The sequence below is a fragment of the Streptomyces sp. NPDC088194 genome, from assembly GCF_040702025.1.
Classification (GTDB): Bacteria; Actinomycetota; Actinomycetes; order Streptomycetales; family Streptomycetaceae; genus Actinacidiphila.
The window spans coordinates 1-14,631 of record NZ_JBFBIV010000004.1 but is presented as its reverse complement, the minus strand read 5'-3'; the positions used below and the strand labels follow the sequence as shown (position 1 = coordinate 14,631).

Here is a 14,631-nt window from a genome sequence, read left to right as displayed (position 1 = left end):
CCCGCGCCCCTGACGTGGCTGACCGCCGCTGCCACCTGCGGAAGAACTCCTCGCCCGCAAGGGCAAAGGGCAGGGGCGCAGCGGGGAGCAGCCCGTGTTCAGGGGCCCGGGGACGGGCCGGGAGTCGTAGCGACGGGGACCCGATTACCCCTTTTCGGTGACGCCCGCGGCGTCGAATGTGGCGACCTCGTGCATCACCCGGGCCGCGCTCTGCACCAGCGGAAGCGCGAGCAGCGCACCCGTCCCCTCACCCAGCCGCAGATCGAGGTCGACCAGCGGCCGCAACCCGAGCGTGGTGAGCGCGGCGACATGCCCGGGCTCGGCGCTGCGGTGACCGGCGATGCACGCGGCGAGCACCTCGGGGGCGATCGCGCGGGCGACCAGCGCGGCCGCACCGGCACTGACCCCGTCGAGGATGACGGGCGTACGCAGGGCGGCGGCACCGAGCAACAGCCCGACCATCGCGGCGTGTTCGAGCCCGCCGACGGCCGTGAGGACGGCGACGGGGTCGCCCGGGTCGGGCCGGTGCAGGTCGAGCGCGCGCCGGACGACGTCGATCTTGCGGGCGTGCATCTCGTCGTTGATGCCGGTGCCGCGCCCGGTGACCTCCGCGGGGTCCGCACCGGTGTAGACGGAGACGATCGCGGCGGACGCGGTGGTGTTGGCGATGCCCATCTCGCCGGTCAGCAGCGCCTTGTTGCCCGCGGCCACCAGGTCGCGCGCGGTCTCGATGCCGACCTCGATCGCCTTGAGCACGTCCTCGCGGCTCATCGCCGGACCGGCGGTGAAGTCGTCGGTGCCGGGCCGTACCTTGCGCGGCAACAGCCCCGGGGTGGCGGGCAGTTCGGAGGCGACACCGACGTCGATGACGCAGACCTCGGCGCCGACCTGGTTGGCGAAGGCGTTGCAGACCGCTCCGCCGCCGAGGATGTTGGCCACCATCTGGCCGGTGACCTCCTGCGGCCAGGCGGTCACGCCCTGGGCGTGCACGCCGTGGTCGCCGGCGAACACCGCGACCGCGGCGGGCTCGGGGATCGGCGGCGGGCACTGCCGGGACAACCCGCTGAGCTGCGCGGAGATGATCTCCAGCATGCCCAGCGCGCCGGCCGGCTTGGTCATCCGCTTCTGCCGCTCCCACGCCTCGCCCAGCGCCTTCGCGTCCAGCGGGCGGATACCCCGCAGGGTCTCCTCCAGCAGGTCGTGCGGCTCCTCGCCGGGCAGCGCGCGGTTGCCGTACTCCTCGTCGTGGACGACCCAGGACAGCGGGCGGCGCTGCGACCAGCCCGCCTGCATCAGCTCGGGGTCCTCCGGGAACTCGTCGACATACCCGACGCACAGGTAGGCGACGACCTCCAGGTGCTCGGGCAGGCCGAGTTCGGCGACCATCTGGCGCTCGTCGAAGAAGCTGACCCAGCCGACGCCGAGCCCTTCCGCGCGGGCGGCGATCCAGAGGTTCTCCACGGCGAGCGCGGAGGAGTAGGGCGCCATCTGCGGCTGGGTGTGCCGGCCGAGGGTGTGCCGGCCGCCGCGGGTCGGGTCGGCGGTGACCACGATGTTCACCGGGGTGTCGAGGATCGCCTCGATCTTCAGCTCGCGGAACTGCCGGGCCCGCGCCTTGGGCAGGGACTTGGCGTACGCCTCGCGCTGGGCCATCGCCAGCTCGTGCATCTTCTCGCGGGTCTTCTCCGAGCGGATCACCACGAAGTCCCACGGCTGGGAGTGGCCGACGCTGGGCGCGGTGTGCGCCGCCTCCAGCACCCGCAGCAGCACGTCGTGCGGGATCGGGTCGGACCGGAAACCGTTGCGGATGTCGCGCCGCTCCCGGATCACCCGGTGGACGGCGTCGCGCACGGCCGGGTCGTACGGCTCCGCGGCGGACCCCTGCGACGCGGGCGCGGCGGCGGCCGGGGCCTCCTCGGGCTCCTCGGCCTGCGCGGGCTCGGGTGCTTCGGACGCGTCCGGCTCCGCGGGCTCCGCGGGCTCCTCGCCCTGGTCCGCCTGCGCGGCGGGTACGTCCTCGGCGGCGACGGGCGCCGCGGCCGGTACGGCAACGGGCTCGGCGACGGCTTCGGCCTCCGGCTCGGCTTCGGCGACGGGAGCCGGGGCCGGGACGACCACGACCTCGGGTGCGGCCTCCGGTGCGGCCTGCGGCGCGGACTGCGCTGCCACCGGCTGCGGTTCGGGCTGCTGGACCGGCTCGGCTTCCTCCGGCGCCGGGGCGGCCCGGCGCTTGCCGCGGCGGCCTCGGCCGGGGGCGGCAGCCGCGGCCTGCTCAGCGGCGGCGGGGTCCGCGGCGGGCGCGGGCTCCTGCTCCGGCGCCTGCTCGGTGGGGGCTTCGGCTTCCGCCTCGGCGACAGCCGCCGGTACGGATTCGGGTGCGGGTGCGGGTGCGGCGGCGGGCGCGGGTGCCTCCGCTGTCGGGGCCACCTCCGGTGCGGCCGGGACCGGTTCGGCCTCGGCCACGACCTGCGGCGCGGGTTCCGCGACGGCCTCGGGTGCGGCCTGGGCGGCGGTCGCGACCGCCGCCGGAACCGGCTCGGCGGCTGCCTGCACGGCGGCCTGCTCCGACTGCTCCGGCGGCTGGGGCACCGCGAAGCCGCCACCCTGCGAGGCGACCGGGCCGCCCTGCGCGGGTACGACCGGCTCGGGCGTGGCCGGGACGGCCTGCGCGGCGGGTGCGGGGGCAGGGGCGGGCGCCTCCGCCACGGGCTGCGCTGTCGCGGCCGGTTCGGCCTCGGCCACGACCTGCGGCGCGACGGCCGCTGCCGGTGCCTGCGGCTGTGCCTGCTCCTGCTCCTGCTCCTGCTCCTGCTCCTGCTCGACCGCCTCCGTCTGCGGTTCGGCCTGAGCCGCGTCGGCCTCAGCCACCTCGGCCTCAGCCGGGACCGGCTCGGCGGCGGCCACCACGCTCTGGGCCACCTCGCTCTGCGGCTGCTCCGGCTGCTGCGGCTGTTCCTGCTGCTGCGGCTGTTCCTGCTGCGGTTGCTGCGCGGCCGCCTCGGTCGCCTGCGGCGCGGTGACCGCGCCCTGCACCGGGATCGCGGCATCGGCCGGACGCGGCACGCTGTCCGCGCGCGGGATCAACGACTGCTGCGAGGCGTCGCCGGGCGCGGCGGGCCACGGGCTGCCCGGGGTGACGACCGCGGCGGCACCGGGTTCACCGGTCTGCTGCGCGGGGATGCCGTTCACGTCGTCGCGCGGCACGTCGAGGTACTCCGGGCCGGACGTCGGGGGCCCGGCCACGGTCACCGCGGGTCCGCGGTCGGCGAGCGACCGTACGGAGACGCCGCCGCTGGGCGTGTCGGTCACCGGCGGGCCCATGTGCAGAGGACGGCGGGGCACGGCGGCCTGCTGGGGCACCGCGGGCGCCTCGTGGGGCGCGTTCCACCCGGGTGCGGCGGGCTGCTGCTGTGCCGCGTCGCCGTCGGCGGGTTCGGCCTGGGCCGCCACCGGCGGTACGCCCGCGGCCCCTTCGCCGTCGCCGGCCTGCGCGGCGGCGGGGTCGGGGTACGCGGTGAGGTCCAGCCCGGGACCGCCCTGCTGCGGCTGGACGTACTGGGCTTGCTGCGGCTGCTGGGCGACGAAGACCTGCGCGCCGTTCCCGAGCACCGGCGGCGCCATCGTCTCCAGCGGCACCTCGACCGGCACCTCCACGGAGATCGGCAGATCCATCGACGGCTGCTGCAAGGAGACCGCCTGCGGGTGCTGCCCGTTCTGGAAGTGCGCGGGCTGCTGCGCCGGTACGGGCGCGGGCGCCGGCACCGGCTGCGGGTCGCTCCAGGAGCCCTGCGGCCCGGGCATCAGCAGCACGTCGTCCTCGTCGTCGAGCACCGCGCCGGGCGGCGCCGGGTGGTCGAGGTACGCGTATCCGGGCGCGGGCTGCTCGCTCGCGGGCGCGGTCCCCCAATCCGGCTGCGGCGGCGCGCCGTTGCCGGGGAAGGCCGTGTGCGGCGGGAGAAGCGCTTCGGCGCCTGTGTCCGCGCCAGCGTTCTCCGGCAGCCCCTCGCCGGGGATCTGACCGGTGTCCGTCATGCGTGCCCCTCGCCCATCGGTTTCGCTCCTTCCAGCCGCTGCGCCCTGCCCGACCCGACCCTCTCCCTACAACAACGAGCGGGTCCGGTATGCGGCACGTCGGACACGGGCGCCCGCACTGCTCGACGGCCCGTCAACGTGTGATGACGGCACAACGATCCGTCAGCCTACCTTGGGCACGGCCGCGGTCAGGCCGGTAGTCCGCACCTCGGGACGTATCTCACACCCGCCTGGTAAGTACCGCTGCCACCAGGGGAAACGTCTTTCGCACCCGTCTCGTCGACCTTGTCGGGGGGGTTGCGCGGAGCCCCCGAACAGGGGCCTGCGGACGGCTTGTTGGCGGCCGGCGGTCAGCGCCGGGAACCACAGAGCGCGAACCTCACCGATCGCTCACGCTCAGCCCAGTCGCTGTCCAGTTCGACCGATTGGAGCAGGGTGCGCTCCACGTCGTAACCGCCTTCGGACAGGGCCCGGGTGATCGCCTCGGCCTGGTCCCGGTTGCCGGCCGCGGTGACGATCCGCTCGGGCCGGCGGGCGGCGCAGGCGGCGGCGACCTCGGGGTCGGCGGTGCCGATCCGGACCACGTCGGGCTCGGGCAGGTCCTCCAGCGCGGTCGGCGCGGTGCCGTGCACGACCTGGAGTTGCACCCCGGTTCGGCGGGCGGTCGCGGTGATCCAGTCGCACGCGTCGGCGTCGCGGTCCACCGCGATGACGGCGGCGCCGAAACCGGCCGCCTCCACCGCGAGCGAGCCGTCGGCGGCACCGATGTCCCACACCAGGTCCCCGGCCCGCGGGCCGAGCCGGGCGAGTTGGAAGGCGCGCAGCTCCGCCGGGAGGTGGCCGCCGTACTCGGCCGCGGGCAGCGCCCAGCCGCGCGCGGCGCCGGGGAAACCGGGGTCGCGGCCGGCGATCCAGCCGCCGCCGGAGTGGGTGGCGGGGCCGCCCAGCGCGGCGATGCCCTGTCCCGGGGCGGAGATCCCGCCGACCACCAGCACCACGTTCGGGTCGCGCCATATGTGGTCGGCGACCTTGTCGGAGGTGAGGACGGACACCTCTTCGTGCTCGGTGCCCAGTGCCTCGCAGATCACGAAGGTGCGGTGGACTCCCGTGAGCATCAGGGCGAGTTCGGCGGGGCCGGCGCCCGGCGCGGTGAGCACGGCGACCTTCGCGCTGGCGCGGCAGACGTTCACCGCCCGGCGCAGGGTGCGGCTGGTCGCGACGACCACGCGCGCGTCGTCCCACGGCATCCCGGCCCGGGCGAAGGCGCGCGCGACCGCGGAGACGGCGGGGACGACCTCGACCTCCAGGCCGAGTTCGGGTGCCCGCAGCGCCCGGACGACGCCGAAGAAACCCGGGTCGCCGTCGGCGAGCACCACCGCGGTGCCGCGGTGCCCGGCGACCCGGCGGGCCGCGATGTCGATACTGCCGAGCACGATCTGCTCGGCGCCCTTCGGGACGTACGGCAGCGCGAGGTGGTGGCGGGTGCCGGCCACGAGCGTGGCGGCGTCGAGCGCGGCCCGCGCCGCGCCGGACAGCGGCGAGCCGTCCCATCCGATCACGGTGACCCGGTCGGCCATCGTCGTCTGCCTCCATGGCGTGTGAGGGTCCCGCCAAACCTTAACCCGCCCCTGACCCTCCAGGGTGGTCGGTGCTGTCGGTTCGGGGACCACCTGCCGGTGACGGGTTGCGCGCGCAGTTCCCCGCGCCCCCGAGTATGTGCGGCTTCTTCCCCGAACAGAAGGCCAAGCACCCAGGGGCGCGTGGGGGTACCTCCCAGGCGAGGCCCTGGGGGAGAACCGCGCGCGCAGCAGACCACCGGCCTGCGGCCGGGCACTTGACTCGACCACAACGGCGCGTAGCCGAAGGGGCGCGGGGAACCGCGCGCCCAACCCCCGCTTACCGCAAGATCCGGGCGGAAACGCCGACGGGCAACCCGGGCGGTCCCGCCACCCACCCACCGCAAGATCCGGGCGGAAACGCCGACGGGCACCCCGGGCGGTCCCGTTGAGGCGTCAGCGCCAGTCCGCGAAGGCGGTGTAGTCGTCCGCGTAGTTCGCCGCACCGGCATCCGCACGGCGCCCGGCGCCGGCCGACCCGCCCAGGTCCCCCGGGTAGTCGAGGTCCTCCCGGAGCAAGCTCCACACCAGCAGGTCGGTACGGACCTCGGTCCACGCCCCGGCGGGGTCCGCGTCGGGCCGGGCCCGGACGATCCCCGCGCTGCGCAGCACCCCTTCGCTGACGCACCCGATCTTCTGGGCGACCTGCTGCGAGGCGGTGTTGTCCGCGGCGGTGCGCAGCTCCACCCGTTCGAAGCCCTGCTCCCGGAAGAGCCAGCGGCACACGGTGAGCACGGACTCGCAGGCGTATCCCTCGCCGCGGGCCCAGTGGGCGGTGAGGTACCCGGCCTCGGTGCCGCGGATACGCCAGTCCGTGTGCTGGAGCGTGACGGTGCCGACCAGCCGCTGGGTGAGCATCTCGGTGACGGCCAGCACCAACCCGCGGCCCTGCTCGCGTTCGGCGGGCGCGGTCCGGGTGACGAAGTCCCGCGCGTCCGCCGCGGTGTACGGCTGGGGCATGTTCGTCCACGCCGCGATCAGGTCGTCGTTCATCATCTCCACGAGTGCGGGGATGTCGTCCTCGTCGTACGGGCGCAGCACCAGCCGGTCCGTACTGAGTGAGATGTCCGGAAAGGTGGAGGTCATTCGTGCTCCGTAACCAGGGCATGGGTGGATTGCACAGCATGCAGTATCGCGCCCGGCGCGCGCCGGGCAGGGTGGGCGCGGTGCGGCGGCGTGGCGCGGGCGGCGCGGGTGAACTCGCTTCCAGGGTAGGGGGAATGGGCGGGCGGCCGGGTGTCCCGCCGTTCGGTCCTGGTATCCGTGAACGTCATCCGATCCTGCTACCGTCAGCCCGCGTGAGAGTGCACCACGCAGCAGGAGTCGGCTATCAGCGGGCCGCGGGGGTCTACGAGCGCTCCCGGCCCTCCTACCCGCTCGCGGCGCTCGCCGCCCTCGCGGACGCGCTGCCGCTGGAGCGGGGCCGTACCGTGGTCGATCTGGGGGCGGGCACCGGCAAGTTCACCCGGCTGCTGGCGCTGACCGGGGCCGAGGTGCTCGCGGTGGAGCCGGTCGCGGAGATGCGCGAGCGGCTGGCCGAGCTGCTGCCCGGGGTGGCGGTGACCGCGGGCACCGCGGAGGACAGCGGGTTGCGGGCGGGGTGCGCGGACGCGGTGGTGGCGGCGCAGTCCTGGCACTGGTTCGAGGCGGACCGGGCGCTGGCGGAGGTCGAGCGGCTGCTGCGGCCGGGCGGCGCGCTGGTGCTGGTGTGGAACACCTACGACACCTCGGTGCCGTGGGTGCGGGACTACCAGGACATCTACTTCCGGCTCGCCCCGCGCGACCTGCCCAGCCCCCCGCTGGCCTCGGGCCCGGGCAGTGCGGGTGCGGGTACGCGGACGCCCTCCGGTCCGGTTCCGGCCGCGGGGGCCGGCCTGGAGGCGCCCGGCGACCCCGCCCGCGCCTGGCGCGAGGCTTTCGCCGCCCGCCCGGGCTGGGGCGCGATCGAGGAGCGGCACTGGCCGAACCCGCACTCCACGACCGTGGCCGACGTGGTGGAGCGGATGATGTCGTCCAGCCACATAGCCGTGCTCGACCCGGCCCGGCAGGAGCGGGTGCGGGCGGAGCTCCAGGCGGTGCTGAGCGCGCACGACGCGACGCGGGGCAGCGGCGCGATCGAGATGCCGTACACCACGGACGTGTACTGGGCGCGGCACCGCTGAGCAGGGGCGGAGCAGGGGGCAGGGTACCCGGTCACCCGGGAGCGAGAGCGGTTCGGCGCCCGTAATACAGTCGTCGCATGCTCGATTGGGTCATCTGGACGGTCTCCGTGCTCGCGCTGCTGCTCGCGGCGTGGTGCGGCTGGGCCGCGTACCGCGACTCGGCGACCAAGGACTGGCACTTCGCCGGGATGGCCGTGGTCACCCTCGCGGTCCTGGTCCAGCTGGTGATCTCCATCGTCCAGCTCACCCGGGGGGACCGGCCGGAGCACGGGCTGGCGGTGTTCGTGCCGTACCTGATCGGCGCGGTCTGCGCGATCCCGGCGGCGGCGGTCATGTCGCTCGCGGAGCGCACCCGTTGGGGCTCGGCGATCGTCGCGGCGGGCGGGGTGATCCTGGCCGTGCTGGAGCTGCGGCTGGACCAGATCTGGGGAGCGGGACATGGCTGAGGGCAGCACCGGTAACACCACCGGGAACACAGTGGAAGGCAGCGACGTGACGTCACCCCAGCCGGCGGCCGAGACGGCGGCAGAGCGGACGACCCCGCAAACGGCTCCGCGAACCGCTCCGCAGGAGGCAGCGCCGGCAGCGGCGCCGGCGGAGCAGGCGAAGATCGGCACCGGACCCGGGCGGCTGCTGCTGTCGCTGTACGGGGTCTTCACGGTGGCCGCACTCTCCCGCTCGATCGTGCAGCTCAGCACGAAGTTCCACGAGGCGCCGCTGGCGTACGTGCTGTCCGGGGTGGCCGGAGTCGTCTACGCGGTGATCACCGTGGCGCTGTGGCGGGGCGGCGAGTCGGCCCGCAAGGTGGCCCTGGTCTCCTGCTCGGCGGAGCTGCTCGGGGTGATCACCGTGGGCATCCTGACCGTCGTCGACTCCTCGGCCTTCCCCGACGCGACCGTGTGGTCCGACTTCGGGATCGGCTATGTCTTCCTGCCGATCGCGCTGCCGGTCGCCGGTCTGCTGTGGCTGCGCCGCTCCGCCCGGCAGGGGGCGGAGACGGCGCCTGTACGGCAGACCGGGACCGGCGGCGAGTAGCGCGCCCGACCGCGGCGGCGCGGGTCAGGCGGTGGCCGCGTAGCTCCCGGCGGGGGCCGGCGGCTGCGGTGCGGACTTCTCCATGTGCACCAGGCTGAGCCGGCGGTTGACCGGTTCCGCGACGCCCACCTGTTCGTACCCCAGCTTGCGGTACATCCGCTGGTGCACCTGGCTGCGGTGCCCGGTGAAGAGGCGGTAGCGCTTGGCCTCGGCTTCGGCGGCGAGGCGGTCTTCGAGTGCGGCGAGCAGGCGCCCGCCGAGTCCGTGCCGCTGCAGGCGCGGGTGGACGATGAGCTTGCCGATGCGGGCGGTGCCGTCGTCGTCGACGGCACCGCGGACGGAACCGACGACCTCCTCGCCGAGCCGCGCCACGAGGACGGTGCCTCCGGCGAGTTCGGCGCGCAGTTCGTCGAGGGTCTGGGTGAGCGGTTCGATGGTGTAGTCGCCGTAGAGCTCGGCTTCGCCCTGATAGCACAGGTACTGGAGTTTCAGGATCTTCTCGGCGTCACCGTGGTTCGCCGTAGAGATGGTCACGCTCATGCCCATGTCGCGCGGGCCTCCCCTTCGAAATCCGTCCGGGCGGGTGAGGGTGTGGTGCGCGCCCGGAACGTGTGCCTGTGCGGAGTTGATACGAATGTGCGCTCGATGTCGCCTCCGCTGGCGCCGATGATCGCACAAACGAACCGGCCGGGTACCGCTGCTGCGGTGTCCGGCACAGCGCCGCCAGGGCGGGCCGGAAGCACACCGGGACGTCGGCTGTTTACCGTGCATTACCCCGTCCCACCGGGGATTCAACCCTCCGATTCACGACGGGCCCCGGCTCGTACCGGCCGCCGGGACGCGACCTGGGCGGCACCCGCCTGTGAGATTCCCAACTCCCGCCGCGTGCGCGGGAAGACGGCCCGGTCGCGCCGGCGCCGCGCGCACGCGTCGCGGCCTGCGCGGACCCGCGGTATCCGGTGGGTGAACCCGGCGTGCGCGGGGGGCCCTGGCGGAAGTATCGTCAAGACGTACGGGCCGGTAGGGTCGGTCCGCAGGTTGACGTCCGTACGAGCCCGGAGGGGTCCGTTGTCCCGCATGTCCCGCAGCGTGCTGAAGGCGATTCTGCTGGTGCTGATGCGTGTGCTGTACCGCCCGGTGGTGGAGGGCGTGGAGCACATCCCGGCCGACGGCCCGGTGATCCTGGCGGGCAACCACGTCACCTTCATCGACTCGCTGTTCCTGTCGCTGGTGGTCGACCGGCAGGTCTACTTCATCGGCAAGGACGAGTACGTCACGGGCAAGGGCGTCAAGGGCCGGCTGATGGCCTGGTTCTTCACCACCTGCGGCATGATCCCGGTCGACCGCGACGGCGCCCGCGGCGGTGTGGCGGCCCTGATGACCGGGCGCCGGGTGCTGGACGAGGGCAAGATCTTCGGTATCTACCCCGAGGGCACCCGCTCCCCCGACGGCCGCCTCTACCGCGGCCGCACCGGCATCGCCCGGCTCGCGCTGATGACCGGTGCCCCGGTGGTCCCGTTCGCGATGATCGGCACCGACAAGGTGCAGCCCGGCGGCAACGGCATGCCGCGGCTCGCCCCGGTGAAGGTCCGCTTCGGCACCCCGCTGGACTTCTCCCGCTACGACGGCATGGACCGCGACCGCTACGTGCTTCGCGCGGTCACCGACGAGGTGATGTCCCAGGTGATGCACCTCGGCGGCCAGGAGTACGTCGACATCTACGCCACCAAGGCCAAGGCCGCGTAACCGGGTGCGCCTGACCCCCCGGGGTTGGCCCCCGTCCGCCGGTTGAGGGACCGCTTGCCGGTGGGGAGTCGCGCAACGGTTCTCCCCCAGCGCTTCGCCTGGCAGGTCCAGCCACGCCCGCCCCCGAGTACCTTCGGCGGGGGCAGGTGCCAGGACAGGAACCGCCGGGGCGCGGGGAACGTCACTTGCGGTACGGGTGACGTCACGCGGAGGAGGCCCTGTGGTCGTCGGTGCGGTAGGGCGTGGAACGGGGGCGGCCACGGCCGCCGGGTTATTGCTGGTGGTGGGTGTCCTGGGTGCGGGCGGCTGCGCCGCTCCCCCGGGGCCGGACGCCACCGGGAGACGGGCGCACAGCACCGAACGCGCGGTACCCGCCGATGTTCCCGCACAGGCACCGGCTGACGACCAGTCCTGCCACCCGCTGGAGAGCTACCGCCCCCAGGGCGCGCTGCCGCGGCCCGGGCACATGCCGGCCGGTTCCACGATGGCCGCGATCGTCAAGCGCGGCCGGCTGATCGCGGGCGTGGACCAGAACTCGTACCTGTTCGGCTACCGCAACCCGCTCACCGGGCAGTTGGACGGCTTCGAGATCGAGCTGCTGAAGCGGATCTCGACCGCGCTGTTCGGCTCGCCGAACCGTATCCAGTTCAAGACGATCTCCTCCGACGCCCGGCTCTCCGTGCTCCAGCCGGACCCGAAGACCCGTCAGTCGTCGGTGGACATCGTCATCGACTCGATGACGATCAACTGCGACCGGTGGAAGTCCGTGGCGTTCTCCACCGACTACCTGGACGCGGGCCAGCGCGTGCTGGTGCCGAAGTCGTCGACCGCGAAGTCCATCGACGACCTCGGCGGGAAGCGGGTGTGCGCGGCCTCGGGCACCACGTCGATCGACACGCTGAAGGGGCTGAAGAAGCACCCGGTGGTGCCGGTGGCGGTCAAGGACTGGACGGACTGCCTGATGCTGATGCAGCTCGGCCAGGTGGACGCGGTCTCCACCGACGACACGATCCTGATCGGGCTGGCCGCGCAGGACCCGAACACCAAGCTGATCGGCCCGCGCTTCACCGACGAGCCGCACGGCATCGCGATGCGCCAGGACCAGACGGACTTCGTGCGCTTCGTCAACGGAGTGCTGGAGCGGATGCGGCAGGACGGTTCGCTGACCGCGCTGGAGAAGCAGTGGCTGGGGGCGAACGCGAGTTCCTTCGTGCCGCCGCCCAGCCCCGCCTACAAACCGGAGTGACCCGGACTACGCGCCGGAGCCGCCCGGCCCGGCGCCGTCCTTGGCCGTCGCCCAGGCGTGCTGCACGGCCAGATCGGCCTTGACCTCGGCGAGTTGCACGGCGACCGCCGAGGGCGCGGTGCCGCCGCGGCCGTTGCGGGCGGCGAGCGCCCCCGGCACGTTGAGCACGTCACGCACCTGGGGGGTCAGGTGCGCGGAGATCTTGGCGAACTGCTCGTCGGTGAGCTGGTCGAGTTCGATGCCCTCGGCCTCGCACACCTTGACGCACTCGCCGGCCACCTCGTGCGCGACCCGGAACGGCACGCCCTGCCGGACCAGCCACTCGGCGATGTCGGTGGCCAGCGAGAAACCGGCCGGGGCCAGCTCCGCCATCCGCTCCTCGTGCACGGTGAGGGTGGCCATCATGCCGGTGAACGCCGGGAGCAGCACCTCCAGTTGGTCGCAGGAGTCGAAGACCGGCTCCTTGTCCTCCTGGAGGTCCCGGTTGTAGGCCAGCGGCAGCGCCTTGAGGGTGGCCATCAGTCCGGTGAGGTTGCCGATCAGCCGGCCGGACTTGCCGCGGGCCAGCTCGGCGATGTCCGGGTTCTTCTTCTGCGGCATGATCGAGGAGCCGGTGGAGAAGGCGTCGTGCAGGGTCACGAAGGAGAACTCCTTCGTGTTCCAGATGATGATCTCCTCGGCGATCCGGGACACGTTGATCCCGATCATCGCGGTGATGAAGGCGAACTCGGCGACGAAGTCCCGCGAGGCGGTGCCGTCGATGGAGTTGCCGGCGCTGCCGTGCTCGAAGCCGAGGTCGCGGGCGACCGCCTCCGGGTCCAGGCCGAGCGAGGACCCGGCGAGCGCGCCGGAGCCGTACGGCGAGACCGCGGTGCGCTCGTCCCACTGCCGCAGCCGCTCCGCGTCCCGGGACAGCGCCTGGGCGTGGGCGAGCACGTGGTGGGCGAAGAGCACCGGCTGGGCGTGCTGGAGGTGGGTGCGGCCGGGCATCGCCGCGTCCGGGTGTGCCTCGGCGAGGCCGACCAGCGCGTCCTGGAGGTCGGCGATCAGACCGCCGACGATCCGGGCGTGGTCGCGCAGGTACATCCGGAAGAGCGTGGCGACCTGGTCGTTCCGGGACCGGCCGGCCCGCAGCTTGCCGCCGAGGTCGGGGCCGACCCGCTCCAGCAGGCCGCGCTCCAGCGCGGTGTGCACGTCCTCGTCGGCGATGGTGCCAGTGAAGGCGCCCGCGGCGACGTCGGCCTCCAGGGCGTCAAGACCGGCGATCATCCGGTCCAGCTCGTCCGCGGTCAGCAGATCCGCCTGGTGCAGCACCCGGGCGTGCGCCCGGGAGCCGGCGATGTCGTACGGCGCGAGCCGGAAGTCGAAGTGCACGGACGCCGACAGCTTCTCCAGCGCGGCGGACGGCCCGTCGGCGAACCGGCCGCCCCACAGCTTGAGGTCCGGCCCGCCGGTGCCGCCGTCCGCGGCTCCGCCGGTCACTGGTCCAGGTCCCGCTTGGCGGCGATCTTGCTGGACATGCCGAACAGCTCGATGAAGCCCTTGGACAGGGACTGGTCGAAGCTGTCGCCGGTGTCGTAGGTGGCGAGGTTGAAGTCGTAGAGCGACTGGTCCGACCGCCGGCCGCTGACGACGGCCCGGCCGCCGTGCAGGGTCATCCGGATGTCGCCCGAGACGTGGCTGTTGGCCTCGGCGATGAAGCCGTCCAGCGCCCGCTTGAGCGGGGAGAACCACAGGCCGTCGTAGACCAGTTCGCCCCAGCGCTGCTCGACCTGCCGCTTGTAGCGGGCGAGTTCGCGCTCGACGGTGACGTTCTCCAGCTCCTGGTGGGCGGTGATCAGGGCGATCGCGCCGGGGGCCTCGTAGATCTCCCGGGACTTGATGCCGACCAGCCGGTCCTCGACCATGTCGATCCGGCCGATGCCCTGGGCGCCGGCCCGCACGTTGAGCTGCTGGATCGCCTCCAGGACGGTGACTTCCTGGCCGTCGATCGCGACCGGGACGCCCTGCTTGAAGGTGATGACGACCTCGTCGGCCTCCCGGGGGGCGGCCGGGTCCTGGGTGTACTCGTAGATGTCCTCGATCGGCGCGTTCCAGATGTCCTCGAGGAAGCCGGTCTCGACCGCCCGCCCGAAGACGTTCTGGTCGATGGAGTACGGGGACTTCTTGGTGGTGGCGATCGGGAGGTTCTTCGCCTCGCAGAACGCGATGGCCTTGTCCCGGGTCATCGCGTAGTCCCGGACCGGGGCGATGCAGTTCAGGCTCGGCGCGAGCGAGGCGATACCGGCCTCGAAGCGGACCTGGTCGTTGCCCTTGCCGGTGCAGCCGTGGGCGACGGTGTCGGCGCCGTGCTTGCGGGCGGCGGCGACCAGGTGCTTGACGATGGCCGGCCGGGACAGCGCGGAGACCAGCGGGTAGCGGTCCATGTACAGCGCGTTCGCCTGGATCGCCGGGAGGCAGTACTCCTCGGCGAACTCGTCCTTGGCGTCGGCGACCTCGGCCTCGACGGCACCGCAGGCGATCGCGCGCTTGCGGATCACGTCCAGGTCCTCGCCGCCCTGGCCGACGTCGACCGCGACGGCGATGACCTCGGCGCCGGTCTCCTCGGCGATCCAGCCGATGGCGACGGAGGTGTCCAGGCCGCCTGAGTAGGCGAGTACGACGCGCTCGGTCACGGGTCTCTCCTTACGATGCATCCTCTGACTGGTATAAGTATGCACTCCCCCGCATGAAACGTCAAAGTGCCAGGTCAATCAGCCATCTGGCGAACATCGGCGACGTGCGCAGCCTGATC

General features: G+C 73.3%; 11 protein-coding genes. 5 read left to right on the top strand and 6 right to left on the bottom strand.

Features of this window, described 5'->3' with window-relative positions; translation table 11 throughout:
- Positions 1–144: 144 nt before the first annotated feature.
- The 3 genes from cobT to AB0399_RS02625 all read right to left on the bottom strand — a co-directional run bounded on the left by cobT (position 145) and on the right by AB0399_RS02625 (position 6,734).
- Positions 145–4,032 carry a nicotinate-nucleotide--dimethylbenzimidazole phosphoribosyltransferase gene (gene cobT, locus AB0399_RS02635; protein WP_366410009.1) on the bottom strand — a complete coding sequence of 1,296 codons (3,888 nt, stop codon included), beginning with the start codon at positions 4,030–4,032 and terminating at the stop codon, positions 145–147.
- 350 nt (positions 4,033–4,382) lie between these two features.
- Positions 4,383–5,609 carry a precorrin-6y C5,15-methyltransferase (decarboxylating) subunit CbiE gene (cbiE, locus tag AB0399_RS02630; protein ID WP_366410008.1) on the bottom strand — a complete coding sequence of 409 codons (1,227 nt, stop codon included), beginning with the start codon at positions 5,607–5,609 and terminating at the stop codon, positions 4,383–4,385.
- 435 nt (positions 5,610–6,044) lie between these two features.
- On the bottom strand, positions 6,045–6,734 hold the full coding sequence (locus tag AB0399_RS02625; RefSeq protein WP_329371488.1) for a GNAT family N-acetyltransferase: 690 nt from the start codon (positions 6,732–6,734) through the stop codon (positions 6,045–6,047).
- Between the two features lie 212 nt (positions 6,735–6,946).
- Between AB0399_RS02625 and AB0399_RS02620 the strand changes: the two genes are divergently transcribed.
- From AB0399_RS02620 to AB0399_RS02610, 3 genes are all read left to right on the top strand, one after another.
- On the top strand, positions 6,947–7,810 hold the full coding sequence (locus tag AB0399_RS02620; RefSeq protein WP_366410007.1) for a class I SAM-dependent methyltransferase: 864 nt from the start codon (positions 6,947–6,949) through the stop codon (positions 7,808–7,810).
- Positions 7,811–7,887: 77 nt separating this feature from the next.
- Positions 7,888–8,256: a hypothetical protein gene (locus AB0399_RS02615; RefSeq protein ID WP_329371484.1), complete on the top strand. Its 369-nt coding sequence runs from the start codon at positions 7,888–7,890 to the stop codon at positions 8,254–8,256.
- Positions 8,257–8,419: 163 nt separating this feature from the next.
- Complete coding sequence (locus tag AB0399_RS02610) at positions 8,420–8,845, top strand: hypothetical protein (protein WP_329374438.1); 426 nt, start codon at positions 8,420–8,422, stop codon at positions 8,843–8,845.
- A gap of 24 nt (positions 8,846–8,869) precedes the next feature.
- Here the strand turns inward: AB0399_RS02610 and AB0399_RS02605 are convergent, their stop codons facing one another.
- Positions 8,870–9,391 (bottom strand): GNAT family N-acetyltransferase, encoded by a 522-nt coding sequence (locus AB0399_RS02605; RefSeq protein WP_329371482.1) that lies wholly within the window; start codon positions 9,389–9,391, stop codon positions 8,870–8,872.
- A 531-nt stretch (positions 9,392–9,922) separates the two neighbouring features.
- Between AB0399_RS02605 and AB0399_RS02600 the strand changes: the two genes are divergently transcribed.
- Together AB0399_RS02600 and AB0399_RS02595 are read left to right on the top strand one after the other, a co-directional pair.
- Positions 9,923–10,591 (top strand): lysophospholipid acyltransferase family protein, encoded by a 669-nt coding sequence (locus AB0399_RS02600; protein WP_329371480.1) that lies wholly within the window; start codon positions 9,923–9,925, stop codon positions 10,589–10,591.
- 280 nt (positions 10,592–10,871) lie between these two features.
- A complete protein-coding gene (locus AB0399_RS02595; protein ID WP_366410006.1) occupies positions 10,872–11,837 on the top strand; it encodes a glutamate ABC transporter substrate-binding protein in 966 nt (321 codons plus the stop codon).
- 6 nt (positions 11,838–11,843) lie between these two features.
- Here the strand turns inward: AB0399_RS02595 and argH are convergent, their stop codons facing one another.
- Positions 11,844–13,319, bottom strand: coding sequence for an argininosuccinate lyase (argH, locus tag AB0399_RS02590; RefSeq protein ID WP_366410005.1), 1,476 nt, complete (start codon positions 13,317–13,319; stop codon positions 11,844–11,846).
- A complete protein-coding gene (locus tag AB0399_RS02585; RefSeq protein ID WP_328461664.1) occupies positions 13,316–14,512 on the bottom strand; it encodes an argininosuccinate synthase in 1,197 nt (398 codons plus the stop codon). The genes argH and AB0399_RS02585 overlap by 4 nt, the downstream gene beginning before the upstream one ends.
- Between the last annotated feature and the right edge of the window lie 119 nt (positions 14,513–14,631).

Coding starts and splice junctions, on each gene's coding strand:
- cobT (WP_366410009.1), bottom strand. CDS start 4,032: ATGACGGACACCGGTCAGATCCCCGGCGAGGGGCTGCCGGAGAACGCT.
- cbiE (WP_366410008.1), bottom strand. CDS start 5,609: ATGGCCGACCGGGTCACCGTGATCGGATGGGACGGCTCGCCGCTGTCC.
- AB0399_RS02625 (WP_329371488.1), bottom strand. CDS start 6,734: ATGACCTCCACCTTTCCGGACATCTCACTCAGTACGGACCGGCTGGTG.
- AB0399_RS02615 (WP_329371484.1), top strand. CDS start 7,888: ATGCTCGATTGGGTCATCTGGACGGTCTCCGTGCTCGCGCTGCTGCTC.
- AB0399_RS02605 (WP_329371482.1), bottom strand. CDS start 9,391: ATGGGCATGAGCGTGACCATCTCTACGGCGAACCACGGTGACGCCGAG.
- AB0399_RS02600 (WP_329371480.1), top strand. CDS start 9,923: ATGTCCCGCAGCGTGCTGAAGGCGATTCTGCTGGTGCTGATGCGTGTG.